The sequence below is a fragment of the Pseudomonas veronii genome (genome assembly GCF_002028325.1).
GTDB classification, from domain to species: domain Bacteria; phylum Pseudomonadota; class Gammaproteobacteria; order Pseudomonadales; family Pseudomonadaceae; genus Aquipseudomonas; species Aquipseudomonas veronii.
The window spans coordinates 238,293-264,359 of sequence record NZ_CP018420.1; the positions used below are offsets into that span (position 1 = coordinate 238,293).

Here is a 26,067-nt window from a genome sequence, read left to right on the forward strand (position 1 = left end):
GCTGAACCGATCGATAGAAAAAACCCGCTTCGGCGGGTTTTTTTTTACCTGATGCAGCACATTCAGTGGTTGTTCATTGTACGTAGGCCGCCGCATTGTCTAAGGTGCAGGCATTGCAGATGGAGCGTGCAGGATGAGTGCTGTGGATTTACCCGCTGTACCCCGGGTGTTGATTGCTGAGGCAGACCCTTGGTCGCGGGACCTGCTCAAGCAGGTGTTGTTGAATGTGCGTTGCGACGCACGGCTGGATATGTGTGGCGATGGCCGGCAAGCGGCTACGCTGCTGCGCGACAAAGCCTACGACCTGATCGTGGCGGATTGGGAACTGCCGGGCATCGATGGCCTGAGCCTGTTGCGCAATGTGCGTCAGCAGCGTCGCTCGCCCGCGTTGCCGTTCATCCTCTTGAGCAGTCGCAATGACAGCGCCAGCGTGCGTGAGGCCTTGCCCTTGGCGCCCACGGCGTATCTGACCAAGCCGCTGAACATGGACGGCCTGACCCAGCGCCTGCAAGACCTGCTGCTCAACGAAGGCGAAAGCGTGTACTGCGAAGTGCCGCGACTGGCGCCGGGCATGACCTTGCCGGTGTTCCTCGAGCGCCGCCGCGACGCCTGCGATGGCGCGCCGCTGTGGGTCGATGTGAAGGCCGCCGTGCAAGACAGCCTCGGGCCGGAGGGCCTGGATCTCAAGTGCCTGGAAGACCGCGTGTGTATGGACCCGCAGATCACCGCCGTGCTGATCGCCGCCGCCAACAGCGCCGGCCATCACGGCACGCCGGTGCAGACCCTGTCGGCGGCGTTGCACAAGCTGCAGGCCGGGCAAAGCATGAACCTGATACTCGGCCTGGCGCTCAAGCACAACGTGGTATTGGGTGATCCGGGCCTGGTGGCGTATGCCGAGCGTCACTGGCAGTTGTCCCAGGACACCGCCGACTACGCCCGCCGTCTGGCGCGCATGCTGGAGCTGGACCACGAGCGCTGCTACAGCGCGGGCATCCTGCATCGGCTCGGCGACCTGGCGTTGTTGCGCTGCCTGGAAGACTGGCGCCAGGGTGGCGGGGCGCTGGATGACGAAGCGATTGGCGAGTCGCTGCACGCCTTGGGTGCCGCCTACGGTTCGGCGTTGCGCACGCGTTGGCGCTTGCCGCTGGAACTGCGCCAGTTGATCGCGGCGATCTACTCCCTGGAAGGCGGGGTGTATTCGCGGGAGGCGCTGGTGATGAACCTGGCGGCGCAGATGGCGCGGTTGACCGAGCATGAAGGGCTGGAAGCGCTGGCCAGGAGCAAGACCGCGCGCTTGCTGAAAATGGGGCTGTCGGAGCTGATGAGGTTGCGCAAGGCCTAAAGGGCTATGAAGTTCAGATGTGGGAGGGGCAGGTTCCCTCCCACATTTGCTCTGTGTTGATCCTCTAACCAGCAACCACGCGGTTTTTGCCCAGGCGCTTGGCCTCGTACATGGCGCCATCCGCGCGGGCGAACAGGTTGTTCAGGGTCGAGTCTTGCTCGTTGAGGCTGGCCAGGCCCTGGCTGACCGTCACGGTGAACGCGTGGCCTTCATAGCTGAAGCTCAACGCCTGGATTTCCTTGCCAAGCCGCTCAGCGACCTGCAGCGCCATCTCCGGCGCGCAACCGGGCAACACGGCGGCGAACTCTTCGCCGCCAATGCGCCCGAACAGGTCGCCACGGCGCAGTACGCCACGACCGCTCTCGGCAATGCGCCGCAACACCTGATCGCCCTCCAAGTGGCCGTAGGTGTCGTTGACGTCCTTGAAGTCATCGATGTCCAGCAGCAGGAATGCCAGCGGCGCAGCCTGGGCGCGGGCGCTGTCGAAGGCCTGGTTGGCGCATTCGAAAAAGTGCCGGCGGTTGCTGCTCTGGGTCAGCACGTCGGTGGTGGCCAGGCGGTGCAGCTCCAGCTCCAACTGTTTCTTGTCGGTGATGTCCTCGGCCATGCCGACCACGATCAACGGTTCGCCCGGTTCGGCCTGCTGGTTGATGTAGCACTTGTCGCTGAGCCAGCGAATCTGCCCGCCGGCCGTGATGATGCGGTACTCGCGGTCTTCCACGGCGCCTTGTTCGAGTACGCGGGCCAGGCTGTGTTCGGCGTAGTCGAGGTCTTCGGGGTGAATGCTGTTGCGCCATTCCCGGTGGTCGGCCAGCAGCATGCTGGCGGAACGGCCAAACACCCGCTCATACGCCGGGCTCACATACAGCACGCGTCGCGACGCCCAGTCGATGGCCCATAGCACCGCATTCACGCTGACCAGCAGGGAACTGAGTAATTGCTCACGCTCACTCAGCCGCTCGACCTCGCCCTGGGCGTGCATCAACGCCAGCAAGGTTGCTGCGGCTGCGGGGCGTGGGGGTTCAGCGGTGGGGGGATCGGGCAGGTGCGTTTTTTCTTGGACCATCGGCACAACTCTCTCTGGGCGCGCCGCAGGGTTCAGCAGCGGTCACAACAAGGGGCCACCATGATGGCGAAGTGTTGTTTGAGAGGGGCGAATTGCGTCTAAGTTCCGTCATTGGGGGCGATTGTGACGGATTTATGGGTGTCTGGAGAATGGCGTCAAAAAAGCGATCAAAGGGGAAGGCAAGCCTTCCCCTCCGCGTGTTCACACCGTTGCAGGGCGCAACGAGTAGGTCTTCAATTGGTGGGCAAAATCGCGCAGGGACTGGATGCCGCTGGCCTCGGCCTCATGCACCCATTCCTTGATCGCGGCCAGCATATCGTGGCCGTTGGAGCTGGTCTTGAGCCAGATCTGCTGCAGGGCCAGACGCTTTTCGTAGATCACTTTCAGGGCCTGGCTGTGTTCCAGCATGCTCTGGATACGCAGGTGGTGGCGGTCATCCAGCAGGCTGGTTTCCCGCGACAGCAGGCGCTTGGCACGGTGGAACTGGTGGCGCACCGAGTGATCGACCTTCTCCAGTTCCTGCTTGACCAGCGGGCCGATCACCAGCTTGCGGTACTGGGCCATGATCTGGAAACGGTTGTTGAGGATCGCCATGGCGGTGTCCATGTCCAGGTGGCCCTTGCCTTCGACACGGTGGGCGATCGGCGCGACGCGCTGCACCTTGGCCAGGCGCAGCAAGCTGAACAGCTTGATCCACGCCCAGCCGAGGTCGAACTCCCATTTCTTCACCGACAGTTTGGCGGAGTTGGGGTAGGTGTGGTGGTTGTTGTGCAGCTCTTCGCCGCCCACGATGATGCCCCACGGCACCAGGTTGGTCGCCGCGTCCCGGCATTCGAAGTTGCGATAGCCCACGGCGTGGCCGAGGCCGTTGATCACACCGGCGGCCCAGAATGGAATCCACATCATCTGGATCGCCCAGATGGTGATGCCGATGGTGCCGAACAGCAGAAGGTCGATCACACCCATGATTGCCACACCCAAGAGCGGGTAGGGCGTGTAGAGTTTGCGTTCGATCCAGTCGTCCGGGCAGTTCTTGCCGTAGATGCGCAGGGTCTCGGGGTTTTCCGCTTCGGCGCGATAGAGCTCGGCACCTTTGCGTAATACGGTAGACAGGCCTTTAATGACGGGACTGTGCGGGTCGTCGACGGTTTCGCATTTGGCGTGATGCTTACGGTGGATGGCGGTCCACTCGCGGGTGTTCTGCGCCGTGGTCAGCCACAGCCAGAAGCGGAAGAAGTGTTTCAGGCCGGCATTGAGCTCCAGGGAGCGATGGGCTGAATAGCGGTGCAGATAGACGGTGACCCCAATAATGGTCACGTGGGTCATCAACAGGGTGACTGCCACCAGTTGCCAGGCTGACAGGTCAAGAAAACCGTTGTACCACATAGGCTGTATGGCCCTCAGATAAAGAAAAAAACAGCTCACGCATTATCACTAAGCTCACAGAGAAAACCAGCCGACCTTTCAGATAGGAGTGACGGGATGTTTCTTATTCTATAATCCGTAACCTTTGTAGGGCGAATCTAGCTTTTTAGTAAGGATTACTGGCCATATGTTGTTCTCATACCGAGGTGCCCGGCGCGCGGGGTTGGTATATCTGCTGGTTTCGCTGCTGTGGGTTGTGCTTACTCACCGGGTATTGATCAAGTTCCTCGATGACCCGGTTGAGTTAGATCAGTGGCTGCAGCTGCGCGGCTATGTGTGGGTGGCCCTCAGCGCCCTGGTGATTTACCTGATTTGCGCGCGCTTTGCGCGCGTCAACGAATTGCAGCAACCGCTCAAAGAGAGTCGTGAGCGCCTGCGCCAGGCCGCTGCCGTGTTCGATTGCACCCGTGAAGGGGTGCTGGTCACCGATGCCAAGGGGCAGATCGTCCATGTGAACCGGGCCTTTATGGCGATCACCGGCTATCGGCGCGAAGATGTCATGGGTGAGCAACCCAGCTTGTTCAAGTCAGGCCGCCATTCGTCGAGTTTTTACCAGCAGATGTTCCTGGCCCTGGAACAAACCGGCGAGTGGAGCGGGGAAATCTGGAACCGGCGCAAAAGCGGCGAGATTTATCCACAGTGGCAAACCATCCGGGTGATTCACGACGACCTCGGCCATGTCAGCCATTACGTCGCGGTGTTTTCCGATATCAGCGCCATCAAGGATTCCGAGCACGAACTGGCGCACCTCGCGCACCACGACCCGCTGACCGACCTGCCCAACCGCCTGCTGTTCACCGACCGCGCCGAGCAGGCCCTGGCTTCGGCGCAAGTGCATAAACGCGGCTGTGCGTTGCTGCTGCTCGACCTGGACCACTTCAAGATCATCAACGACAGCCTGGGCCATAACGTCGGCGACCAGTTGCTCAAATTGGTCGGTGAACGCCTGAGAAGCCAGTTCGGCACCGGCGTGACGCTGGCGCGGCTGGGCGGGGACGAATTCGCGGTGTTGGCGGAAAACTGTCCACAGGTGGTGCAGGCCGCCGCGCTCGCGCAACGCATGCTCGATGCGATGAAACTCCCGTTCAATTTCGACGGCCACCAATTGTTTATCAGTGCGAGCGTTGGCATCAGCCTGTTTCCCAGCGACGCGCTGAGTGCCCAGCAGTTGTTGCGTAACGCCGATTCCGCGTTGTTCAAGGCCAAGAGCGTCGGCCGTGAAGGCTACGCGTTGTACACCGAAGAGTTGACTGCCCACGCGCAGAACCGCGTGGAAATTGCCGGCGAACTGCGCCGCGCCCTCGACCAGCAGGAGCTGCGTGTCTACTACCAGCCGGTTCACGACCTGCACACCAGCCGCCTGATCGGCGTCGAAGCCCTGGTGCGCTGGCAACACCCGGAGCGGGGCCTGGTGCCGCCGGTCGAGTTCATCCCCATCGCCGAACGCACCGGGTTGATTGCCGATATCGACGCCTGGGTCATGCACGAGGCTTGCGCCCAGATGTGCCAGTGGCTGGAGGACGGCGCGCCGTTGAGGTTTATCGCGATCAACGTGTCCAGTCGCTTGTTTGCGCGACGCGAGTTGTATGAGCAAGTCGCCAAGGTGCTGCACGACACTGGCCTGGACCCGGCTTACCTGGAGCTGGAAGTCACCGAAAGCGCGGTGATGGAAGACCCCGAAGTGGCCCTGGAACAACTGCACCGCCTGCGCGAGCTGGGCCTGCGCCTGGCCATTGACGACTTTGGCACCGGCTATTCGTCGCTGCTGCGTCTCAAGCGCCTGCCGGTGCAGAAGCTCAAGATCGACCAGGGCTTTGTCGCCGGGGTGCCGTGGGATGAAGACGACGCCGCCATCGTGCGCGTGGTGATCGCCCTGGCGAAAAGCATGGGCATGCAGGTACACGCCGAAGGGATCGAACAGGTGGAACAGGCGCGGTTCCTGCTGGAGCAAAACTGCGACATGGGCCAGGGCTATTGGTTTGGCCGCCCGATGCCGGCGTGTGAAATCGACTGGGACCGGGCACCCGCCATCCAGAGTTGAAATGCAGTCAACTGTGGGAGGGAGCAGGCCCCCTCCCACAATTGGATATTCGCCAGGCTCGTTTTTGGCACTTGGCCACAAAACGCCGTCGTAACCCCACGTCCGGCCAGAAAATTCTTTCTGGTTATATAAACATTCTTAAATAGTATTTTTAAGAATATCCGCGCTTATCTACTATCGCCCTCACGCCGCAAGCAGTGCCGCCACTGCGCGGCACTTTTCATTTCAGGAGCGAGACCATGAGCGCATCTCTACGTAGCGTCGACGGCCAGGACGAAGCAGCCATTTTGCGTGAGATCCAGAGCGCGTTGCGCGATCTGCGCTTTGGCGCGGTGGAAATCACTGTACACAACGCTCAAGTGGTACAGATCGAACGCAAAGAAAAATTCCGCCTGCAGAACCCGGGTAACAAACCGGCCTGAGCAAGAGCGGCGATAGACCCATCACTATAAAAAATGCCCCTGTAGGCGCGAGCTTGCTCGCGAAAAGCTTGAAGGCAACGCGTTGCACCTGATGTGCAGCGTTATCGTTGACGTTTTTCGCGAGCCAGCTCGCTCCTACAGTCGTCAGCCAACACCCCGGAATTTCAGGAGCTTTCTATGTCGTCGATTCGCCGTTACGCCCTGGCTGCCTTGGCCAGCGCCGTGTTTGCCGGGTCTGCCGTTGCCAAGGACTACGAGTTGCTCAACGTCTCGTATGACCCGACCCGTGAGCTGTACCAGGACTACAACGCTGAGTTCACCAGCTACTGGAAACAGTCCCACCCTGGCGACAGCGTCAAGATCCAGCAATCCCACGGCGGCTCGGGCAAACAGGGCCGTGCGGTGATCGACGGCCTGCGTGCCGACGTCGTGACCCTGGCCCTGGCCGGTGATATCGACGAAATCGCCAAGTTGGGCAAGACCCTGCCGGAAAACTGGCAGACCCGCCTGCCGGATGCGAGCACCCCGTACACCTCGACCATCGTGTTCCTGGTGCGCAAGGGCAACCCCAAAGGCATCAAGGACTGGGGCGACCTGATCAAGAAAGACGTGGCGGTCATCACCCCGAACCCGAAAACCTCCGGCGGTGCGCGCTGGAACTTCCTCGCCGCCTGGGCCTATGGCCTGAAAGCCGGTGGCAGCGAAGCCAAGGCGCAGGAATACGTCAAAGAGCTGTTCAAGCACGTACCGGTCCTCGACACCGGGGCGCGCGGTTCGACCATCACCTTCGTCAACAACGGTCAGGGTGACGTGTTGCTGGCCTGGGAAAACGAGGCGTTCCTGGCATTGAAAGAAAACGGCGGCGCCGACAAGTTCGACATCGTCGTACCGTCCCTGTCGATCCTCGCCGAGCCGCCTGTGGCCGTGGTCGACAAGAACGCCGAGAAAAAGGGCAACACCGAGATCGCTACCGAGTACCTCAAGCACCTGTACAGCCCGGCTGGTCAGGAGATTGCGGCGAAGAACTTCTACCGCCCACGCGATGAGAAAATCGCCGCCAAATACGCCCAGCAGTTCCCGAAGCTGGATTTGGTGACTATCGACAAAGACTTCGGCGGCTGGAAAACTGCGCAGCCGAAATTCTTTAACGACGGTGGCGTGTTCGACCAGATCTACTCGGCGCAATAAAAACACCGCCCTCTGTAGGAGCGAGCTTGCTCGCGAAGAAGGTCCAGGCACCGCGTGCACCCAGAATGTGCGCGTTATCGTTGACGTTTTTCGCGGGTAAGCCCGCTCCTACAGAGCACGCATTCACCTGCGGGTTTTGTGTGTCAGACCTGCTAACCAAGGACTTTTATGTCGCGTCGTATTTCCCCCGTCATACCCGGCTTCGGGCTGACGCTGGGCTACACCGTGGTGTACCTCAGCCTGATCGTACTCATCCCCCTCGCGGCGATGTTTGTACACGCCGCTCAACTTACCTGGGATCAGTTCTGGAACATCATCACCGCACCGCGTGTGCTGGCGGCATTGAAGTTGAGCTTCAGCACCGCGCTGTACGCCGCGCTGATCAATGGCCTGATCGGCACGCTGCTGGCCTGGGTGCTGGTGCGCTACACCTTCCCCGGGCGCAAGATCATCGATGCGATGATCGACCTGCCGTTCGCCCTGCCCACGGCCGTCGCCGGTATCGCGCTGACCGCGCTGTACACCCCGACCGGCCTGGTCGGCCAGTTCGCCGCCGACCTGGGCTTCAAGATCGCCTACAGCCCCTTGGGCATCACCCTGGCGCTGACCTTCGTCACGTTGCCGTTCGTGGTCCGCACGGTGCAGCCGGTCCTCGCCGATATCCCCCGGGAAATCGAAGAAGCCGCCGCCTGCCTGGGCGCCAAGCCGTTGCAGGTGTTCCGCTACATCCTCGTGCCCGCGTTGCTGCCTGCCTGGCTGACCGGCTTCGCCCTGGCGTTTGCCCGTGGCGTCGGTGAGTACGGTTCGGTGATCTTCATCGCCGGCAACATGCCGATGAAGACCGAGATCCTGCCGCTGCTGATCATGGTCAAGCTCGACCAGTACGACTACCACGGCGCCACCTCCATCGGTGTGCTGATGCTGGTGGTTTCCTTCGTGTTGCTGCTGCTGATCAACTTGCTGCAGCGGCGCATCGAACACCCATAAGGAGGCGCGGAACATGTCCCAATCGTCTATCTCCGCCGCGTCCTCGGCCAACGCTGCCCGGCGTGGCAGTGCGTTGTCGCGGCGCATCCTGATCAGCCTGGGCTGGCTGGTGTTCTTCCTGTTCCTGGTGCTGCCGCTGTTTATCGTGGTGTCCCAGGGCTTGAAGAATGGCCTCGGCGCGTTCTTCACCGCGATCCTCGAGCCCGATGCGCTGTCGGCGCTCAAGCTCACGGTGGTCGCCGTGCTGATCTCGGTGCCGCTCAACGTGGTGTTCGGCGTCAGCGCCGCATGGTGCGTGAGCAAGTACTCGTTCCGTGGCAAGAGCATCCTGGTGACGCTGATCGACCTGCCGTTCTCGGTGTCGCCGGTGATCGCGGGCCTGGTCTATGTGCTGATGTTCGGCGCCCAGGGCTTCTTTGGGCCGTGGCTGCAGGCGCATGACATCCAGATCGTGTTCGCCTTGCCGGGCATCGTGCTGGCGACCATCTTCGTCACCGTGCCGTTCGTGGCCCGGGAGCTGATCCCGCTGATGCAGGAACAAGGCACCCAGGAAGAAGAAGCCGCGCGGCTGCTTGGCGCCAATGGCTGGCAGATGTTCTGGCATGTCACCGTGCCGAATATCAAATGGGGCCTGATCTACGGCGTGGTGCTGTGTACCGCGCGGGCGATGGGTGAGTTCGGCGCGGTGTCGGTGGTGTCCGGCCACATTCGCGGCGTGACCAACACGTTGCCGCTGCACGTCGAGATTCTCTACAACGAATACAACCACGTCGCCGCGTTTGCGGTGGCGAGTCTGTTGCTGATCCTGGCGCTCTTCATCCTGCTGCTCAAGCAGTGGAGCGAGAACCGTATCAACCGCCTGCGCGCAGCTGCGGCTGAGGAATAATCCATGTCCATCGAAGTCCGTAATGTCAGCAAGAACTTCAACGCCTTCAAGGCCCTGAACAGCATCAACCTGGACATCCAGAGTGGCGAGCTGGTGGCGTTGCTGGGGCCCTCCGGCTGCGGCAAGACCACCTTGCTGCGCATCATCGCCGGTCTCGAAACCCCGGATACCGGCAGCATCGTGTTCCACGGTGAAGACGTCTCCGGCCACGACGTGCGTGATCGCAACGTCGGGTTTGTGTTCCAGCACTACGCGCTGTTCCGCCACATGACCGTGTTCGATAACGTCGCCTTCGGCTTGCGCATGAAGCCGAAGAACCAGCGCCCGAACGAAAGCCAGATCGCGGTCAAAGTCCACGAATTGTTGAACATGGTGCAACTGGACTGGCTGTCCGACCGCTACCCGGAACAACTCTCCGGTGGCCAACGTCAGCGCATCGCCCTGGCCCGCGCCCTGGCGGTGGAGCCCAAAGTGCTGCTGCTCGACGAACCCTTCGGCGCCCTCGACGCCAAGGTGCGCAAAGAGCTGCGCCGCTGGCTGGCGCGCTTGCACGAAGACATCAACCTGACCTCGGTGTTCGTGACCCACGACCAGGAAGAGGCGATGGAAGTCGCCGACCGTATCGTGGTGATGAACAAGGGCGTGATCGAGCAGATCGGCTCACCGGGCGACGTCTACGAGAACCCGGCCAGCGATTTCGTCTACCACTTCCTCGGCGACTCCAACCGCCTGCACCTGGGGGGCGACCAACACGTGCTGTTCCGCCCCCACGAAGTGTCGCTGTCGCGCCATGAACTGGAAGACCACCATGCCGCCGAAGTGCGCGATATCCGGCCGCTGGGGGCGACCACGCGGGTGACCTTGAAAGTCGAAGGCCAGAGCGAACTGATCGAAGCCGAAGTGGTGAAAGACCACGACAGCCTGATCGGCCTGGCGCGGGGCGAGACCTTGTTCTTCAAACCCAAGGTCTGGCAAAAAGCCTAAGTACACTACAACACCCAATGTGGGAGGGGGCTTGCCCCCGATAGCGGTGTATCAGTCAATATCTTCAGTGACTGACCCACTGCAATCGGGGGCAAGCCCCCTCCCACATTCAGACCTCTCTCGGCTTTAGATCGCGGCGAGCGACTGGCCCGGAGCGGCGTTCAATCTGCTCTTTGAGCTCATGCCGCAACCCCAGCAAAAACGCCAACTCCGCCACCACAAACAACGGCCCGACGATCAGCCCCGACACATCATCCACAAACGCCGGCTTCTTGCCTTCGTAGTAATGCCCGACAAACTGAATCACCCAACCCACCACGAACATACCGATACCGCCGCTGAGCCAGACCGGCGTGCTTTGCGCCGCCAGTACATGCCCGGCCCACACCGACAAGCCCATCAGCACGCTCATCAGCACGCCCAGCGCGAGTTCCAGGCGCAGGTAGAACCACGCCGCAAGCAGCGCAACGATCAGCGCCGGCGACAGCCAGAGCCCTGCCAGCGGCCACTCCGGGCGTGAAAGCAACGCGGCGACGGCGACCACGATCAGCGGGATGCCGATAAAGTGGCTGGCGATATTGCGCGGGTCGCGGTGGTAGGCGGCGTATTGACTGAGGTGGTCGACGAGGCTTTTCATTGTTATTCCTCCTGTAGGATGTTTGATCATGCCCTGTCAGCCTTCGCCTAACTGTCAGCTGGGCGACAATCTTCGGAGTTCTCATGAACGCAGAGCAATGGCGACCCCGGCTGGCTGCCGGGCACTGGTTCAGCCACTTGCCCGGCGCTTTTCAGCATAGTCTGCTGGCCCACGCGCGGCTGCGGCTGCTGACGGCGGGGCAATACCTGTTCAAGCGCGGTGACCCGCCCTGCGGCTTGTATGCGGTGCTCGACGGCAGTTTGCGGATCAGCGCGGTGAACGAGCAGGGCAAGGAAGCGCTGCTCAGCCTGGTGGAGTCGCCCTACTGGTTCGGTGAAATCTGCCTGTTCGATGGCCTGCCGCGCACCCACGACGCCTGTGCGGTTGGGCCGTGCAGGCTGTTGCAGGTGCCCCAGCAGGCATTGCTCGACATTCTCGATGAAACCCCGCAGTACTGGCGCGACTTGGCCTTGTTGATGAGCCAAAAGTTGCGCCTGAGTTTCATCGGCCTCGAACAGCTCAGCCTGATGCCCGCCTCGGTGCGGCTGGCCCATCGTTTGTTGATGATCATTGAAGGGTATGGCGACATCGAGCCCTCAAAACGCCGGCTGCAGTTACCCCAGGAAGACCTGGCGGCGATGTTGAGCCTGTCGCGCCAGACCACCAACGCCTTGCTCAAGGACCTGCAAGCCCAGGGCATCGTGCGCCTGGGCTATGGCGAGATCGAAATCCTCGATGCACAGCGCCTGCGTGAGGCGGCGCACACCTGAGGGTGTTAGCCTGCAGGTCTGATCAATCGAGGTGTGTTATGCGCGTGCTGTTAGTGGAACATGAATCCGAAGAAGCACAGCGGATGGCCCAGGGTTTGAACGAGGCCGGTTATTCCGTGGAAGTTGCGGCCAACGGCATGGCCGCCCAACGGCTTGTCGAGGGCAACGAGTACGACCTGGTGATTCTGGACGTGATGCTGCCGGGGCTGAATGCCTGGACACTGCAGCAGGCGATTCGGCACAAGGGCGAGACGCCGGTGTTGTTTCTGACCAGCCCGGGTGGGATCGAAGACCGTCTGCGCGACTTGGAATTGCATGAGGATGATTATTTACTCAAGCCGTTTGAAGACAAGGCGCTGGTCATGCGCGTGAAAAAACTACTGCGTCGCGATCGCGGGCGCTGATAGATGTGTGGCCTGGGCTCTCGCGATCGCGGGCAAGCCCGGCTGTTAAATGTGGGAGGGCGCTTGCCCCCGATGACGGTGGATCAATTGATGAATGCGCTAGCTGATACACCGCCCCTCCCATAGTTTGATTTTTTAGTTATTAATAAATAGCTTCTTATTCCTTAACGAATATAAACCCCGTCCCTATACTGTCCAGCAACGTTAAACGCTGCAGGAGGGCACACCCATGCACAGCGAATCGATTCGTTACCTGATCGTGCCGGGCTGGCAAGGATCGCCAGAAGATCATTGGCAAACGCATTGGCAGAACAGCCTGCCCAACAGCGCCCGGGTGGAGCAGGCCGATTGGCTGACGCCGCGTCGCGAAGACTGGGTGGCCGCGCTGGCCGAGGCGATCGCCGCCGACAGCACGCCAGTGATTCTGATCGCCCATAGCCTGGGCTGCATCACCGTGGCCCACTGGGCTGCCACTGCCCCGCTGCAGTTTTTGCGGCAGGTGCGCGGGGCGTTGCTGGTGGCGCCGGCGGATGTCGAACGCCCGGCCTGTGCCCCCGCGCTGCGTAACTTCGCGCCGATTCCACGCGACCTGCTGCCGTTTCCCAGCCAGGTGGTCAGCTCCGACAACGACAGTGCCGTCAGCGCCCCCAGGGCCATGGAGCTGGCGCGCGACTGGGGCGCTGAAGCCGGCATTTTGTCCGGCGCGGGGCATATCAATGTGAAGTCCGGCCACCAGCGCTGGGAGCAGGGTTTCGCGTATCTCTATCGCCTGCAAAGCCGCCTGGAGCATCACGCCCGGCGCACGGCCTGAACCTTTTTCAACGCCCCGTCCCTGAGCGGATTGGGGGCGGGAGCCTGCCATGAGTCTGCATGAAACCTTCGGTCAGCCGCTGCTGACCTTCCCCGACGCCGAAAAAAGCCCGCTGAGCATCCGCGCCAAGGCACTGGTGTTCGTCGACCCGCGTTCGCGGCAACTGCGCGAAGCGCTGGAACACCTCGCGCCCCGCGCCTTGCCGGTGTTGATCCGTGGCGAGACCGGCAGCGGCAAAGAGTTGCTGGCGCGGCATATCCATCGGGGCAGCGACCGCGCCGGGCTGTTTGTCTCGGTCAATTGCGGCGCGATCAGCCCGACCTATGCCGATGCCGAGCTGTTCGGCTACGCGGCCGGCGCCCACAGTGGCGCGGCGAGCAGCCGGGCCGGCTGGTTCGGCTCGGCCAACGGCGGCACCTTGTACCTGGATGAGATCGGCGACTTGCCGTTGCCGATCCAGGTCAAATTGCTCGCCGCCCTGGAAAACCACGAGGTCACCCGCGTCGGCGCGCATCAACCAAGCCCGGTGGACGTGCGCCTGGTGGCGGCGACCAGCATCGACCTGGCCCAGGCCGTGGCCGCAGGCAAGTTCAATGAGCGCCTGTTCCATTACCTCAGCGAAGGCCAACTGGACCTGCCGGCCTTGCGCGAGCGGGTCGGCGACATCCTGTCCCTGGCCGAATACTTCCTCGGCATCTACAGCCAGCGCCTGGACCTGCCGGTGCCGCTGATCAGCGACGCGGCCCAGCGCGTGCTGGAACACCACAGCTGGCCGGGCAATACCCGCGAGCTGGAGAACGTCATCCACTTTGCCTTGCTGGTCAGCAGCGGCGACGAAATCTTGCCGGAGCATTTGAACCTGCCCACCGCCGGTTCACCGCTGGAGCAGGTGCAGCGGATATTCGAAAGCGCCAGTGCGGCCGAGCGGGAAACCTTGCGCAAATTCCTACATGAACAAAATGGAATATAAACCTGAATAAAAGGTATTGTTCGGGAATAAAAAATCTAGGTATTGTCACTCTCACGCCGCGATAGCACTTCGCTGGCACTCCACCCCAATACGGTCGTCAGAGACGCCCCGGAATGTCGATAAGGACACTCATGAAAAAGGTTCTGTTGTTTACCGCACTGGCGGCTGCCCTGACTGCGGGCTTCGCCCAGGCCAACGAAAAACTGATAGTGGCCGCTACCCCGATCCCGCACGCCGAGATCCTCGAGCTGGTCAAGCCGACCCTCGCCAAAGAAGGCGTGGATCTGGAAATCAAAGTCTTCACCGACTACGTACAGCCCAACGTGCAGGTGGCCGAGAAGCGTCTGGACGCCAACTACTTCCAGACCCTGCCGTACCTGGAAAACTTCAACAAAGGTAAAGGCACCAACCTGGTCACCGTAGTGGGCGTACACGTTGAACCCTTCGGCGGTTACTCGAAGAAAATCAAAAACATCTCTGAGCTCAAAGATGGCGCCACCGTGGCCATTCCGAACGAAGGCTCCAACAGCGGCCGTGCCCTGTTGCTGCTGCAGAAGGCCGGTGTGATCACCCTGAAAGACCCGACCAATGCGCTGGCGACGCCAAAAGACATTGCCAGCAACCCGAAAAACCTGAAGTTCAAAGAGCTGGAATCAGCCCTGCTGCCACGCGTGCTGGACCAGGTTGACCTGGACCTGATCAACACCAACTACGCCCTGGAAGCCGGCCTCAACCCGGCCAGGGACGCGTTGATCATCGAAGACGCCAAATCGCCGTATGTGAACTTCCTGGTGGCGCGCCCGGACAACAAGGACAGCGCTGCTATCCAGAAACTGGCCAAGGCCCTGACCAGCCCGGAAGTCAAAGCGTTCATCGAGAAGAAGTACAACGGCGCAGTCGTGCCGGCGTTCTGATCGAGCGGTAAAACCTTTCAAGGTTTAAACGCCGACGGCTTGCACAGCGTCGGCGTTTTTTTATGGGTGGAATTTGGAATGCGCTCAAAATTGTGGGAGGGGGCTTGCCCCGGTACAGACCGGAGACATCCTTTACGTTTGAAACCGGAGACATCGTTTACATGTATTAATCATGGCCAGGAGGTAACTGGCCATGTCATGGAATCGAGAGTCCCCTATGGACCAAAAAGTCAGATTGATAGGCGACTGGCTGTCCGGCGCCTATTCAAAACGTCAACTGGCATTGAGCTACGGCATTAGTCGACCGACCTTGGACAAGTGGTTGCAACGGTACGCCACTGCGGGCTTGGACGGACTCAAGGAGGCTTCACGCCGTCCACTCTCAAGCCCTTTTCAAACGTGCGATGCACATATTGCTGCTCTAATTGAGCTCAAGCATCAACACCATGACTGGGGCCCCAAAAAGCTGGTCAAGGTCCTTTCCAATCGCTATCCGGAATGTCATTGGCCGGCACCCAGCACGGCGGGGGAATGGCTCAAACGAGCGGGACTGGTCCAAGAGCGGCGCAAGCGCAATCGTCCGCCTACCGGCCCCGTCAAACTTCGCCCGGCAGACCTCCCCAATCAAACGTGGGCCGCTGACTTCAAAGGCGACTTTTTAATGGCGGATGGCCGACGCTGTTACCCGCTGACACTCACGGATCAGGCCAGCAGATTCATATTGTTGTGTCGTGCTCAGCCCAGTGTGGCCGGGGCCCGCGAGGGTTTTGACTGGGCTTTTCGCGAGTATGGTCTGCCTGACGTCATCAGGACTGACAACGGTTCACCCTTCGCTTCAACCGGTCTCAACAGGCTCTCGAGTCTGGCCGTATGGTGGATACGACTGGGTATCTACCCAGGGCGTATTCAGCCGGGGCGACCCGATCAGAACGGGCGGCATGAGCGTATGCATCGCTCACTCAAGGCCGCGTTACTGAAGACGCCAGAAGCCAATATGGTCCAGCAGCAGTTGGCGTTTGAACGATTTCGACAGGAATTCAATCATGATCGGCCGCACGAGGCGTTGGGTATGAAAGTGCCGAACGATCTGTACGATAAATCGCCAAGGATCTATACAGGCTGGGTACCTCCTGCCGAATATGGAGCGGATATGGAGGTACGCAAAGTCAGAACAGACGGATCAATGAAGTGGAGGGGCAGGATGATCTTTTTGAGTGAGTCACTGGTAGGAGAGTCCGTTGGACTGCGAGAAGTGGACGACAACGTGTGGGACATGTACCTATGTAACTATCCACTGGGTAGGCTAGACAGCGGTGCAAGCCGGCTGTCCAGCACCCAGAAACGTAAAGGATGTCCCCGGTCTCGTTTGTAAAGGATGTCTCCGTCTGTACACCCCGATAGCAGTGGTTCAGTCAATGCATCGGTGACTGTCATACCGCTATCGGGGGCAAGCCCCCTCCCACATTTGATTTTTATCTCACCGTGGATTTTCAGCGTTTCACCGCACTCGGGCGTTGATCGCCCTGCGCAATGCCACCAACCATTTCACCAGCTCCTGCGGATCAATCGGTTTCGCTTCGTTCATTGTTCATTCCCTCGAATCACAGACCCCACAACCATAGCCGTCACTCGCCAACCCCGCGAATCTGGCAGCTATCGTGTTGGGCGATATCAATGTGATATTTCGGTATCAAAAATCGACGGTTTATGCCAATAAAGGCCGGGCTACCCGGCGTCTTGAGCGTGGGCATTCGTTTGGCTTCGGAACCATTGGCGTTGGGCGCCATCCATGCACATGGAACCCTGCTAAAAGGTCGTAGTCGCCTACACTCCGGCAAGTTGGCATCACGTAAAGGAGCCTGCATGGGCGGTCACCCTTCGACAGTTATTTTCGCACTTGGCCTGTTGGCGCTGCTGAGCGGCTGCGGCCAGGAAAAAGCCGAGCCCAAGCAGCATGCGCGGGTGTTCGTGCAGACCGTGCAGCCGACTGACTACGCAGTGGCCGTCACGCTGACCGGCGATATCCGGGCGCGGGTGCAAACCGATCTGTCCTTTCGCGTGGGGGGCAAGATCATTCAGCGCATGGTCGATGTGGGCGACCATGTCAGCGCCAAGCAAGTGCTGGCCAAGCTCGACCCCAAGGACTTGCAGAGCAGTGTCGACTCCGCCCAGGCCCAGGTCGTGGCCGAGCAGGCGCGGGTCAAGCAGACCTCCGCCGCGTTCGTGCGCCAGGAAAAACTCCTGCCCAAGGGCTACACCAGCCGCAGCGAATACGACACTGCCCAGGCCGCGTTGCGCAGCAGCCAAAGCGCCCTGGCCGCCGCCCAGGCGCAACTGGCCAATGCCCGCGAGCAACTGGGCTACACCGCGCTGTTCGCCGAGGCCCCCGGGGTGATTACTGCGCGCCAGGCTGAAGTGGGCCAGGTGGTGCAGGCCACCGTGCCGATCTTCAGCCTGGCCCGCGAGGGCGAGCGCGACGCGGTATTCGACGTGTACGAGTCGTTGCTGGTGGAACCGCCGGCCGATGCGCCGATCACGGTGAGCCTGTTGGATAACCCCAGTATCAAGGTCCAGGGCCACGTCCGCGAAGTTACCCCGGCCGTCGCTGCCAATACCGGCACGGTGCAAGTCAAAATCGCTCTGGAGGCCCTGCCCGCGGGCATGCATCTGGGCTCGGTGGTCAGCGCTACCGCCAACGGCCCGGCCAAGCCCAGCATCGAGCTGCCATGGTCGGCGCTGACCAAAGACCTCAGCGACCCCGCCGTGTGGCTGGTGGATGGCGACGGCCTGGCGCAACTGCGCAAGGTCAGTGTGGCGCGTTACCTCACCGGCAAGGTGATCATCAGTGACGGTCTGCAGGGCGGTGAAAAAGTCGTGGTGGCCGGCGGGCAATTGCTGCACCCCGGCATGCGCGTCGAAATCGCCCAGCCGCCCGACTCGGCCCAGGCCCAAGGAGTGCAACCATGATGCGCCTGACCGGCCTGCTCGCGGCCAGCCTGTTGCTGCTGGCCTGCTCCAAGAACGACCCGCCACCCGAGCCCGTGCGCCCGGTGTTGTCCATGGAAGTGAAAGCCGAAGACCAGGAAACCCTCGGCCGTTTCGCCGGCACCATCCAGGCGCGCTACGAAAGCAACCTGGGATTCCGCGTGCCCGGGCGCATCGCCCACCGCACCGTGGATGTCGGCGCCGAGGTGGAGAAGGGCGCGGTACTCGCCGTACTCGACCCCACCGACCAGCAAAACCAACTGCGCGCGGTCCAAGGCGACCTCGCCCGCGTGCAGGCGCAGTTCATCAACGCCCAGGCCAGCGCCCGTCGCCAGCAGGCGTTGTTCAACCGTGGCGTCGGCGCCCAGGCCCAGTTGGACGCAGCCCAGACCGGCCTGAAAACCACCCAGGCCAGCCTCGACCAGGCGCAGGCCTCGGTCAACCAGGCCAAGGACCAGCTCAACTACGCCCGATTGCGTACCGACCATGGCGGCATCGTTACCGCCTGGAACGCCGAGGCCGGCCAGGTGGTCAGCGCGGGCCAGCAAGTGGTGACCCTGGCGCGCCCGGACATCAAGGAGGCGGTGATCGACCTGCCCGCCGGCCTCGCCGAGCGTCTGCCGCCTGATGTGGTGTTCCTCGTCGCCGGGCAACTCGACCCCAGCGTGAACACCACCGCCACCGTGCGCGAAATCGAGCCCCAGGCCCAGAGCGCCACGCGCACCCGTCGCGCGCGCCTGACCCTGGCCGACACGCCGGCGGCCTTTCTGCTGGGTACGGCGATCAGCGTGACCTTGAGCTCGGCCATCCCACCGCGCATCGAACTGCCGTTGAGCGCCTTGCAGCAAATCGACGGCAAAACGCGGATCTGGCTGCTGGACACCCAAAGCCGGACCGTGCAGCCGCGTGAAGTCACGGTGCTCAGTCGTGACGCCGACAGCGTTTTGCTCAACGGCGGGGTCAAGCCCGGTGAGCGCATCATCGTCGCCGGTGTGAACAGCCTGCAACCGGGGCAAACAGTCAAGATCGACGAGGACAGCCCGCGATGAAAGGGAGTTTCAACTTATCCGAATGGGCCCTCAAGCATCAGTCCTTCGTCTGGTACCTGATGTTCGTCGCGCTGCTGATGGGCGTGTTTTCCTACGAGAACCTGGGCCGCGAGGAAGACCCTTCGTTCACCATCAAAACCATGGTGATCCAGACCCGCTGGCCGGGCGCGACCCAGGAAGAAACGCTCAAACAGGTGACCGACCGCATCGAGAAAAAACTCGAAGAACTCGACGCCCTCGACTACGTGAACAGCTACACCCGGCCCGGTGAGTCCACGGTGTTCGTGTACCTCAAGGACACCACCAGCGCCAAGGCGATCCCCGAGATCTGGTACCAGGTGCGCAAGAAGATCGACGATATTCGCGGCAGCTTCCCCCAGGGCTTGCAGGGGCCGTCGTTCAACGATGAGTTCGGTGACGTGTTCGGCTCGGTGTACGCCTTTACCAGCGACGGCCTGTCGATGCGCCAGCTGCGCGACTACGTGGAGCAGGCGCGCGCCGAGATCCGTGCGGTGCCGGGCCTGGGCAAGGTCGAGCTGATCGGCCAGCAGGACGAAGTGATTTACCTGAATTTCTCCACGCGCAAACTCGCGGCCCTGGGGATCGACCAACGCCAGGTGGTGCAGAGCCTGCAGGCGCAGAACGCAGTGACCCCGGCCGGGGTGATCGAAGCCGGGCCGGAGCGCATTTCCGTGCGGACGTCCGGGCAGTTCGCCTCGGAAAAAGACCTGGCCAACGTCAACCTGCGTCTCAACGACCGCTTCTATCGCCTGGCGGACGTCGCCGACATCAGCCGTGGCTACGTTGACCCGGCGACGCCAATGTTCCGTTTCAACGGCAAGCCGGCGATCGGTTTGGCGATCGCGATGCAGAAGGGCGGCAATATCCAGTCGTTCGGCGAGGCCCTGCACACGCGCATGGACGAACTGACCGCCGACCTGCCGGTGGGGGTCGGCGTCTACAAGGTCTCCGATCAGGCGGAAGTGGTGCAAGAGGCCGTCGGCGGCTTCACCAGCGCGCTGTTCGAAGCGGTGATCATCGTGCTGGTGGTGAGCTTTATCAGCCTCGGCCTGCGTGCCGGGCTGGTGGTGGCGTGCTCGATCCCGCTGGTGCTGGCGCTGGTGTTCGTGTTCATGGAATACAGCGGCATCACCATGCAGCGCGTGTCCCTGGGAGCGCTGATCATCGCGCTCGGTTTGCTGGTGGACGACGCGATGATCACCGTGGAGATGATGATCACGCGCCTGGAAAAAGGCGAAACCAAGGCGCAGGCGGCGACCTACGCCTACACCTCCACCGCGTTCCCGATGCTCACCGGCACCCTGGTGACCGTGGCCGGGTTTGTGCCGATCGGCCTCAACGCCAGTTCGGCGGGCGAGTACACCTTCACCCTGTTCGCGGTGATTGCCGTGGCGATGTTGGTGTCGTGGGTGGTGGCGGTGCTGTTTGCGCCGGTGATCGGCGTGCATATCCTCAGCGCCAACGTGAAACCCCACAGTGCCGAACCGGGGCGCATCGGCCGCGCTTTCAATGGCGGCATGCTGTGGGCCATGCGCAACCGCTGGTGGGCCATCGGCATCACCGTGGCGCTGTTCGCGGCGTCGGTGTTTTCCATGCAGTTTGTGCAGAACCAGTTCTTCCCGTCGTCGGACCGTCCGGAGATCCTCGTCGACCTCAACCTGCCGCAAAACGCCTCGATCAACGAAACCCGCAAAGCCGTCGACCGCCTCGAAGCGATCATCAAGGACGACCCGGATATCGAGCGCTGGAGCACTTACATCGGCCAGGGCGCGATCCGTTTCTACCTGCCCCTCGACCAACAACTGGAAAACCCTTACTACGCGCAGTTGGTGATCGTCAGCAAGGGCCTGAAGGCGCGCGGCGAGTTGATCGCGCGCCTGCAAAAACGCCTGCGTGAGGATTTCGTCGGCGTCGGCAGCTTTGTGCAGCCGCTGGAGATGGGCCCGCCGGTGGGGCGGCCGATCCAGTACCGCGTCTCCGGCAAAGACACTGACCAGGTGCGCAAGCACGCCATCGAACTGGCGACCTTGCTGGACAAGAACCGCCACCTGGGTGAGATCATTTACGACTGGAACGAACCGGGCAAAGTCCTGCGCATCGAGATTGCCCAGGACAAGGCGCGGCAGTTGGGCTTGTCTTCCGAAGACGTGGCGCAGTTGATGAACAGCGTGGTCAGTGGCGTGTCGGTGACTCAGGTGCATGACGATATCTACCTGATCGACGTGGTCGGCCGCGCCGAAGATGCCGAGCGCGGCACGCCGGAAACCTTGCAGAACCTGCAGATCGTCACGCCCAACGGCGTCTCGATTCCGCTGCTGGCTTTCGCCACTGTGCGTTATGAGCTGGAGCAACCGCTGGTGTGGCGCCGCGACCGCAAGCCGACCATCACCCTCAAGGTGGCGGTGCGCGACGCGATGCAGCCGACCGATCTGGTCAAGCAGCTCAAGCCCGAGATCGATGCGTTCAACGCCGGCCTGCCGGTGGGCTACAAGGTCGCCACCGGCGGCACCGTGGAAGAAAGCGGCAAGGCCCAGGGCCCGATTGCCAGCGTGGTGCCGTTGATGCTGTTTTTGATGGCGACCTTCCTGATGATCCAGCTGCACAGCGTGCAGAAGATGTTCCTGGTGGCCAGCGTCGCGCCGCTGGGGTTGATCGGCGTGGTGCTGGCGCTGGTCCCCACCGGCACGCCCATGGGCTTCGTGGCGATCCTTGGCATTCTGGCGCTGATCGGCATCATCATCCGCAACTCGGTGATCCTGGTGACGCAAATCGAGGAATATGAACTGGCCGGCTACACGCCGTGGGATGCGGTGGTGCAAGCCACCGAACACCGGCGCCGGCCGATCCTGCTGACGGCGGCTGCGGCGAGCCTGGGCATGATCCCGATTGCGCGGGAAGTGTTCTGGGGGCCGATGGCCTACGCGATGATCGGCGGGATCATCATTGCCACGCTGCTGACGCTGTTGTTCCTGCCGGCGCTGTATGTGGCCTGGTACAAGATTCGCGAGCCGAAGCCGGAACATCAGGAAGAACGCGGTTAAAAAGGTGGGAGGGGGCTTGCTCCCGATAGCGGTACTTCAGTTGGCGCAACTTTGACTGACCCAGCGCTATCGGGAGCAAGCCCCCTCCCACATTTGGAATGTATTGTCAGGCGGTTATTCAGGTTTTGCGCCAGACGCTGGCCAACCAGGGCTGCTGCTCGCGGGGTAGTCCGGCTGGGCGATAGTAGTGCTCCAGTTCCACAAAACCGGCGGCGGTCAGCAACGATTGCCACGCTTCCAAGTCGTGATAAGACCCATATCGCGGCCCATTCCAGCCTTCGCGGTTGTCACCGCGTGGATTGGAACTGAACAACACCCCGCCCGGTTTCAGCGCGCCATGCAGCTGCTTGAGCACACGCGGCAGTTCCTGCTTGGGAATGTGAAACAGCACCGCATTGGCAAAGATCCCGTCGAAGCGTGCGTTGGGTAGGTCCAGCTTCAGGAAGTCCTGCTGCAGCACCTCGCAGCCGCTGTCTTCGCGCGCCATCTGCGCAAAGCGCTCGGAGCCGTCGAGGCCCACGGCGATGTGGCCCATGCGCGTAAAGGTCTGCAAATCCCGCCCCGGCCCGCAGCCGAAGTCCAGCACGGTAAACGGCGCCGCGCCCTGGATATGCCGCAGCAGCGCGTCGATGTTCTGGCTCACATCGTGATCGCGGGTGCCTTCACGGAAGTCCTCGGCCACGCTGTTGTAGTGGTCGAGGGTAGTGGCGGTGATCTGGTTGAGGTCGTCGGGGGCGAGTTTCATGGGGAGGCGCTTTGGAGGTGAAGTGCTGACTATATCCCATGTCCAGTTGACTGCCCCCTGAGACGGCTCTTCATTTGATGACTGCGCTTGAATTAATCAGTGAAATTTACGGAGTAGTACGACTCATTGGATAGGATTTGTAGACTCCGTAAAGAGGTCATCAAGATGTAACTGTATTTGGGTTGGGGGATGTTGTTAACGGTAGTTGTTGAATTTTGCCGGTGAAGCGGAGTTGCCGCTGCATCGCCAAGCGTGACGGCGGCCAGCGCCAACACCAGCGTCGCGCACCTGGCGCAGGTGGTTATAGTAGACATGGTATTCGCTCCTTGATTCGTCGCAAACGGTGTCGAGCCGATTAAACCTGCATAACCCCCCTCCAACAACTGTCAACCTTGACAGGTCCAAACGAGTGCTCAGCGCGTGTTCAGCCCCCGCGCTTTGTGAATTAATCACAGTGATGAGTAAGGGGGGGGAGTCCACTCACACTACATGTCAGTCAGTGTCTATTTGTATTGGAGCTTCTGTGTAAACACATTATTACCCCAGTTAAAGATCGCTCCTTTGTTGAACGTGAAGGAGTTGTTAACGGTAGTTGTTGAATATTGCCCGTGAAGCGGAATTGCCGCTGCATCGCCAAGCGTGACGGCGGCCAGTGCTAACACCAGCGTGGCGCACCTGGCGCAGGTGGTTATAGTGGACATGGCATTCGCTCCCTGATCCGTCGCAGACAGTGTCGAGCCAATTAAACCCGCGAAAACCCCCTCCAACAACTGTCAACCTTGACAGGTACAAACGAGTGCTCAGCGCTTGTTCAGCCCCCGCGCCAAGCGGTCTCCGCCCAGCTGAATCACCGCCACCAGCAGCACCAGCAGCACAATCACCGTGAGCATGATCTGCGTATCAAAGCGCTGATAACCATAGCGGTAGGCAATATCCCCCAACCCACCTGCACCAATCGCCCCAGCCATGGCCGACGAGTTGATCATGGTCACCAGGGTGATGGTGAACCCGCCGACGATCCCCGGTAGCGCTTCGGGCAACAGTACGTGCCAGATGATGTGCCAGCGCCGGCAGCCCATGGCTTGTGCGGCTTCGATCAAGCCGTGGTCGACTTCGCGCAGGCTCACTTCGGCGATGCGCGCAAAGAACGGCGTCGCGGCGATGGTCAGCGGCACTACCGCCGCCCACACGCCGTAGGTGGTGCCGACGATCAGCCGGGTGAACGGGATCAGCGCCACCATCAGGATCAGAAACGGAATCGAGCGGAACAGATTGACGAACGCCCCCAGCACCCGGTTCAGCGCCGGAGCCTGGTAGATGCCGCCCTTGTCGCTGGTGACCAGGAACACCGCCAGCGGAATCCCCACCAGCAACGCGATCAGCGACGACACGCCGACCATCAACAGCGTGTCGATGGCGCCCTGCACTAAACGATCAAACCACATAACCCAACACCTCCACCTGTTGTGCCCAATGCCCGGCGCGGCTGCGCAGTGTGTCGGGGTCATGGGGCGAGCCATTCACCGCCAGCAGCAATTGCCCCAGGGCATGCCCCTGAATCCGTTCCACGCCGCCTTGCAGCAAGCGCACGCGCCCGCCGAGGGCGCCGAACAGCGCGGCCAGGTCGGGTTCATCGGTGGCGCTGCCGCTGAACTGCAAGCGCAGTACCAGCGCGGCGTCAGCCGAGGCCGGCGTGGGTTGCAGGCGGCTTTGCAGTTCTTCCGCCAGGCCGTGTTGCAGCGGCGCCAGCAGGGTTCGGCTGACCTCATGCTGCGGGTTGCCAAACACTTCCCACACCGGGCCTTGCTCGACGATGCGCCCGTGTTCGAGCACCACCACGCGGTCGCAGATCTCGCGAATCACCGCCATCTCATGGGTGATCAACACGATGGTCAGGCCCAGCCGTTGGTTGATCTCGCGCAGCAGGCCGAGGATCGATTGGGTGGTCTCCGGGTCGAGGGCCGAGGTGGCCTCGTCGCACAGCAGAATCTCTGGGTCGTGGACCAGCGAACGGGCGATGCCCACGCGCTGTTTCTGCCCGCCGGAGAGTTGCGCCGGGTAGGCCTTGTGCTTGTCCTTCAGGCTCACCAGCTCCAGCAGTTCACGCACCTTCTGCTCGCGCTGCAACTTGGGGACGCCGGCGACTTTGAGCGGCAACTCGACGTTCTGCCACACGGTCTTGGCCGACATCAGGTTGAAGTGCTGGAAGATCATGCCGATGCGCCGCCGCAGCGCCACCAGGCGGTCTTCGTCGAACGCGCCGATGTCGACCTGATCGATCAGCACGCGCCCGCTGCTGGGTTGTTCCAGGCGGTTGATGGTGCGGATCAGCGACGACTTGCCGGCGCCGCTGCGGCCAATGATGCCGAACACTTCGCCGCGCTGGATGGCCAGGTCGATGCCTTGCAGCGCGTGTACCGTGCCGTCGTAGGTCTTGCCCAGGTTGATAAAACGCACATGGGCGCGGTTGAGGTGCGGATGCAGTTCAGTCTGCTCGGCGTTCCTGGGTGGTGTGCCCAGGTCGCGCAGTTGGATGTTGGCGGCCGTCATGTTCAACCTTCCCAGCCGACTTGGTAGAGCTTGCCGAGGGATTTATCCAGGGCGGCGCGCACCACCGGCGAGTGCTGGTAGAGGTCGACGAACTTGATCACCCGCGGGTCGGTTTTGGCTTTCGGCTGGATCACGAACTGGATCACGTATTCCGGGTGGTCGAGGCCGTCGAACAGCAGCGCCGACTCGGCATCGAAGGTCTTGGACAGGCGGATATACGCCGGATAACCCTGCACCAGATCCGCATCGTCATAGGCGCGCACCAACTGCACGGCCTCGACTTGCAGGATCTTGAGCTGCTTCGGGTTGGCGATGATGTCTTCTTCGGTGGCCTTGTAACCCACGCCCGGCTTGAGCGTGATCAGCCCCGCCTTGGCCAGCAGTTGCAGGCCGCGCCCGCTGTTGATCGGGTCGTTGGCAATCGCCACGCTGGCGCCTTGGGGCAGGTCGTTGAAGCTTTTGTATTTTTTCGAATACAGCCCGACGTTGTTGATGATGCCCGGCGCATACGGCACCAGATCAAACCCGGCGGCGGCCTTGGCGTTTTCCAGGAAGGGGATGTGCTGGAAGTAGTTCACGTCGATATCGCCGGCGGCCAGGCTGACGTTGGGCGCGATCCAGTCGGTGAACTCCACCAGCTCGACGTTCAAGCCTTGCTTGCCGGCCTCGGCCACGGCGGCTTCCAGGGGAATTGCGAAGGCCGCGGTGGTGCCGACTTTCAGCGGCGCGTCGGCGGCGAACAGCGTCGAACTGAACAACCCGAAGGCCAGGGCCAGGGCTTTGACTGGGTGGGACAACAGGGTCTTTTTCATAGGTAGTTTCCAATGTG

Annotated in this window: 24 protein-coding genes; 16 read left to right on the top strand and 8 right to left on the bottom strand. The window is 61.6% G+C overall.

The window, feature by feature from the left end; all coding sequences use genetic code 11:
• Positions 1-133: 133 nt before the first annotated feature.
• The gene (locus tag PverR02_RS01055) at positions 134-1,342 is read left to right on the top strand and encodes an HDOD domain-containing protein (protein WP_046385077.1); all 1,209 of its coding nucleotides are present in this window, start codon (positions 134-136) and stop codon (positions 1,340-1,342) included.
• A gap of 64 nt (positions 1,343-1,406) precedes the next feature.
• Here the strand turns inward: PverR02_RS01055 and PverR02_RS01060 are convergent, their stop codons facing one another.
• Complete coding sequence (locus PverR02_RS01060) at positions 1,407-2,408, bottom strand: sensor domain-containing diguanylate cyclase (RefSeq protein ID WP_079442614.1); 1,002 nt, start codon at positions 2,406-2,408, stop codon at positions 1,407-1,409.
• A 201-nt stretch (positions 2,409-2,609) separates the two neighbouring features.
• On the bottom strand, positions 2,610-3,794 hold the full coding sequence (gene desA, locus PverR02_RS01065) for a delta-9 fatty acid desaturase DesA (RefSeq protein WP_046385075.1): 1,185 nt from the start codon (positions 3,792-3,794) through the stop codon (positions 2,610-2,612).
• Between the two features lie 166 nt (positions 3,795-3,960).
• Here desA and dibA point away from each other — a divergent pair, with 166 nt between their 5' ends.
• The 6 genes from dibA to PverR02_RS01095 all read left to right on the top strand — a co-directional run bounded on the left by dibA (position 3,961) and on the right by PverR02_RS01095 (position 10,341).
• Complete coding sequence (gene dibA, locus PverR02_RS01070) at positions 3,961-5,874, top strand: phosphodiesterase DibA (protein ID WP_079442615.1); 1,914 nt, start codon at positions 3,961-3,963, stop codon at positions 5,872-5,874.
• Positions 5,875-6,113: 239 nt separating this feature from the next.
• Complete coding sequence (gene oscA / locus PverR02_RS01075; protein WP_010565387.1) at positions 6,114-6,296, top strand: sulfur starvation response protein OscA; 183 nt, start codon at positions 6,114-6,116, stop codon at positions 6,294-6,296.
• A gap of 177 nt (positions 6,297-6,473) precedes the next feature.
• Positions 6,474-7,484, top strand: a complete 1,011-nt coding sequence (locus PverR02_RS01080) for a sulfate ABC transporter substrate-binding protein (RefSeq protein WP_017848610.1) — start codon at positions 6,474-6,476, stop codon at positions 7,482-7,484.
• A gap of 168 nt (positions 7,485-7,652) precedes the next feature.
• A complete protein-coding gene (gene cysT, locus PverR02_RS01085; protein ID WP_017848609.1) occupies positions 7,653-8,471 on the top strand; it encodes a sulfate ABC transporter permease subunit CysT in 819 nt (272 codons plus the stop codon).
• Between the two features lie 13 nt (positions 8,472-8,484).
• Positions 8,485-9,357, top strand: a complete 873-nt coding sequence (gene cysW, locus PverR02_RS01090) for a sulfate ABC transporter permease subunit CysW (RefSeq protein ID WP_017848608.1) — start codon at positions 8,485-8,487, stop codon at positions 9,355-9,357.
• 3 nt (positions 9,358-9,360) lie between these two features.
• The gene (locus PverR02_RS01095; protein ID WP_017848607.1) at positions 9,361-10,341 is read left to right on the top strand and encodes a sulfate/molybdate ABC transporter ATP-binding protein; all 981 of its coding nucleotides are present in this window, start codon (positions 9,361-9,363) and stop codon (positions 10,339-10,341) included.
• Positions 10,342-10,450: 109 nt separating this feature from the next.
• Here the strand turns inward: PverR02_RS01095 and PverR02_RS01100 are convergent, their stop codons facing one another.
• Positions 10,451-10,978, bottom strand: a complete 528-nt coding sequence (locus PverR02_RS01100; RefSeq protein ID WP_017848606.1) for an Mpo1 family 2-hydroxy fatty acid dioxygenase — start codon at positions 10,976-10,978, stop codon at positions 10,451-10,453.
• A gap of 83 nt (positions 10,979-11,061) precedes the next feature.
• Between PverR02_RS01100 and PverR02_RS01105 the strand changes: the two genes are divergently transcribed.
• The 9 genes from PverR02_RS01105 (at position 11,062) to PverR02_RS01145 (ending at position 21,943) form a co-directional block, all read left to right on the top strand.
• Positions 11,062-11,748 (top strand): Crp/Fnr family transcriptional regulator, encoded by a 687-nt coding sequence (locus PverR02_RS01105; protein ID WP_017848605.1) that lies wholly within the window; start codon positions 11,062-11,064, stop codon positions 11,746-11,748.
• Between the two features lie 38 nt (positions 11,749-11,786).
• On the top strand, positions 11,787-12,152 hold the full coding sequence (locus tag PverR02_RS01110) for a response regulator (protein WP_046385071.1): 366 nt from the start codon (positions 11,787-11,789) through the stop codon (positions 12,150-12,152).
• A gap of 229 nt (positions 12,153-12,381) precedes the next feature.
• The gene (locus PverR02_RS01115) at positions 12,382-12,963 is read left to right on the top strand and encodes an alpha/beta hydrolase (RefSeq protein WP_017848603.1); all 582 of its coding nucleotides are present in this window, start codon (positions 12,382-12,384) and stop codon (positions 12,961-12,963) included.
• 49 nt (positions 12,964-13,012) lie between these two features.
• Positions 13,013-13,933: a sigma 54-interacting transcriptional regulator gene (locus tag PverR02_RS01120; protein ID WP_079442616.1), complete on the top strand. Its 921-nt coding sequence runs from the start codon at positions 13,013-13,015 to the stop codon at positions 13,931-13,933.
• A 131-nt stretch (positions 13,934-14,064) separates the two neighbouring features.
• A complete protein-coding gene (locus PverR02_RS01125) occupies positions 14,065-14,847 on the top strand; it encodes a MetQ/NlpA family ABC transporter substrate-binding protein (RefSeq protein WP_046385069.1) in 783 nt (260 codons plus the stop codon).
• A 193-nt stretch (positions 14,848-15,040) separates the two neighbouring features.
• On the top strand, positions 15,041-16,219 hold the full coding sequence (locus tag PverR02_RS01130) for an integrase core domain-containing protein (RefSeq protein WP_407691832.1): 1,179 nt from the start codon (positions 15,041-15,043) through the stop codon (positions 16,217-16,219).
• 491 nt (positions 16,220-16,710) lie between these two features.
• Positions 16,711-17,814: an efflux RND transporter periplasmic adaptor subunit gene (locus tag PverR02_RS01135; RefSeq protein ID WP_079442618.1), complete on the top strand. Its 1,104-nt coding sequence runs from the start codon at positions 16,711-16,713 to the stop codon at positions 17,812-17,814.
• Complete coding sequence (locus PverR02_RS01140; RefSeq protein ID WP_079442619.1) at positions 17,811-18,881, top strand: efflux RND transporter periplasmic adaptor subunit; 1,071 nt, start codon at positions 17,811-17,813, stop codon at positions 18,879-18,881. Before PverR02_RS01135 ends, PverR02_RS01140 begins: the two co-directional genes overlap by 4 nt.
• Positions 18,878-21,943, top strand: coding sequence for an efflux RND transporter permease subunit (locus PverR02_RS01145; RefSeq protein WP_079442620.1), 3,066 nt, complete (start codon positions 18,878-18,880; stop codon positions 21,941-21,943). The genes PverR02_RS01140 and PverR02_RS01145 overlap by 4 nt, the downstream gene beginning before the upstream one ends.
• A gap of 118 nt (positions 21,944-22,061) precedes the next feature.
• Here PverR02_RS01145 and PverR02_RS01150 read toward each other — a convergent pair whose 3' ends face one another.
• The 5 genes from PverR02_RS01150 to PverR02_RS01175 form a co-directional block, all read right to left on the bottom strand.
• A complete protein-coding gene (locus PverR02_RS01150; protein ID WP_046385066.1) occupies positions 22,062-22,688 on the bottom strand; it encodes a class I SAM-dependent methyltransferase in 627 nt (208 codons plus the stop codon).
• A gap of 503 nt (positions 22,689-23,191) precedes the next feature.
• Positions 23,192-23,389, bottom strand: a complete 198-nt coding sequence (locus PverR02_RS01160) for a hypothetical protein (protein ID WP_152031980.1) — start codon at positions 23,387-23,389, stop codon at positions 23,192-23,194.
• 99 nt (positions 23,390-23,488) lie between these two features.
• Positions 23,489-24,133, bottom strand: coding sequence for a methionine ABC transporter permease (locus PverR02_RS01165; RefSeq protein ID WP_010214125.1), 645 nt, complete (start codon positions 24,131-24,133; stop codon positions 23,489-23,491).
• A complete protein-coding gene (locus PverR02_RS01170) occupies positions 24,123-25,238 on the bottom strand; it encodes a methionine ABC transporter ATP-binding protein (protein WP_079442622.1) in 1,116 nt (371 codons plus the stop codon). The genes PverR02_RS01165 and PverR02_RS01170 overlap by 11 nt, the downstream gene beginning before the upstream one ends.
• Positions 25,239-25,240: 2 nt before the next feature.
• A complete protein-coding gene (locus tag PverR02_RS01175; RefSeq protein ID WP_079442623.1) occupies positions 25,241-26,050 on the bottom strand; it encodes a MetQ/NlpA family ABC transporter substrate-binding protein in 810 nt (269 codons plus the stop codon).
• Positions 26,051-26,067 lie beyond the last annotated feature (17 nt).

Excerpts from the sequence above, each read along its gene's own strand:
- PverR02_RS01055 (WP_046385077.1), top strand. The coding sequence starts at position 134 with ATGAGTGCTGTGGATTTACCCGCTGTACCCCGGGTGTTGATTGCTGAG.
- PverR02_RS01060 (WP_079442614.1), bottom strand. The coding sequence starts at position 2,408 with ATGGTCCAAGAAAAAACGCACCTGCCCGATCCCCCCACCGCTGAACCC.
- desA (WP_046385075.1), bottom strand. The coding sequence starts at position 3,794 with ATGTGGTACAACGGTTTTCTTGACCTGTCAGCCTGGCAACTGGTGGCA.
- dibA (WP_079442615.1), top strand. The coding sequence starts at position 3,961 with ATGTTGTTCTCATACCGAGGTGCCCGGCGCGCGGGGTTGGTATATCTG.
- oscA (WP_010565387.1), top strand. The coding sequence starts at position 6,114 with ATGAGCGCATCTCTACGTAGCGTCGACGGCCAGGACGAAGCAGCCATT.
- PverR02_RS01080 (WP_017848610.1), top strand. The coding sequence starts at position 6,474 with ATGTCGTCGATTCGCCGTTACGCCCTGGCTGCCTTGGCCAGCGCCGTG.
- cysT (WP_017848609.1), top strand. The coding sequence starts at position 7,653 with ATGTCGCGTCGTATTTCCCCCGTCATACCCGGCTTCGGGCTGACGCTG.
- cysW (WP_017848608.1), top strand. The coding sequence starts at position 8,485 with ATGTCCCAATCGTCTATCTCCGCCGCGTCCTCGGCCAACGCTGCCCGG.
- PverR02_RS01095 (WP_017848607.1), top strand. The coding sequence starts at position 9,361 with ATGTCCATCGAAGTCCGTAATGTCAGCAAGAACTTCAACGCCTTCAAG.
- PverR02_RS01100 (WP_017848606.1), bottom strand. The coding sequence starts at position 10,978 with ATGAAAAGCCTCGTCGACCACCTCAGTCAATACGCCGCCTACCACCGC.
- PverR02_RS01105 (WP_017848605.1), top strand. The coding sequence starts at position 11,062 with ATGAACGCAGAGCAATGGCGACCCCGGCTGGCTGCCGGGCACTGGTTC.
- PverR02_RS01110 (WP_046385071.1), top strand. The coding sequence starts at position 11,787 with ATGCGCGTGCTGTTAGTGGAACATGAATCCGAAGAAGCACAGCGGATG.
- PverR02_RS01115 (WP_017848603.1), top strand. The coding sequence starts at position 12,382 with ATGCACAGCGAATCGATTCGTTACCTGATCGTGCCGGGCTGGCAAGGA.
- PverR02_RS01120 (WP_079442616.1), top strand. The coding sequence starts at position 13,013 with ATGAGTCTGCATGAAACCTTCGGTCAGCCGCTGCTGACCTTCCCCGAC.
- PverR02_RS01125 (WP_046385069.1), top strand. The coding sequence starts at position 14,065 with ATGAAAAAGGTTCTGTTGTTTACCGCACTGGCGGCTGCCCTGACTGCG.
- PverR02_RS01130 (WP_407691832.1), top strand. The coding sequence starts at position 15,041 with ATGTCATGGAATCGAGAGTCCCCTATGGACCAAAAAGTCAGATTGATA.
- PverR02_RS01135 (WP_079442618.1), top strand. The coding sequence starts at position 16,711 with ATGGGCGGTCACCCTTCGACAGTTATTTTCGCACTTGGCCTGTTGGCG.
- PverR02_RS01140 (WP_079442619.1), top strand. The coding sequence starts at position 17,811 with ATGATGCGCCTGACCGGCCTGCTCGCGGCCAGCCTGTTGCTGCTGGCC.
- PverR02_RS01145 (WP_079442620.1), top strand. The coding sequence starts at position 18,878 with ATGAAAGGGAGTTTCAACTTATCCGAATGGGCCCTCAAGCATCAGTCC.
- PverR02_RS01150 (WP_046385066.1), bottom strand. The coding sequence starts at position 22,688 with ATGAAACTCGCCCCCGACGACCTCAACCAGATCACCGCCACTACCCTC.
- PverR02_RS01160 (WP_152031980.1), bottom strand. The coding sequence starts at position 23,389 with ATGTCCACTATAACCACCTGCGCCAGGTGCGCCACGCTGGTGTTAGCA.
- PverR02_RS01165 (WP_010214125.1), bottom strand. The coding sequence starts at position 24,133 with ATGTGGTTTGATCGTTTAGTGCAGGGCGCCATCGACACGCTGTTGATG.
- PverR02_RS01170 (WP_079442622.1), bottom strand. The coding sequence starts at position 25,238 with ATGACGGCCGCCAACATCCAACTGCGCGACCTGGGCACACCACCCAGG.
- PverR02_RS01175 (WP_079442623.1), bottom strand. The coding sequence starts at position 26,050 with ATGAAAAAGACCCTGTTGTCCCACCCAGTCAAAGCCCTGGCCCTGGCC.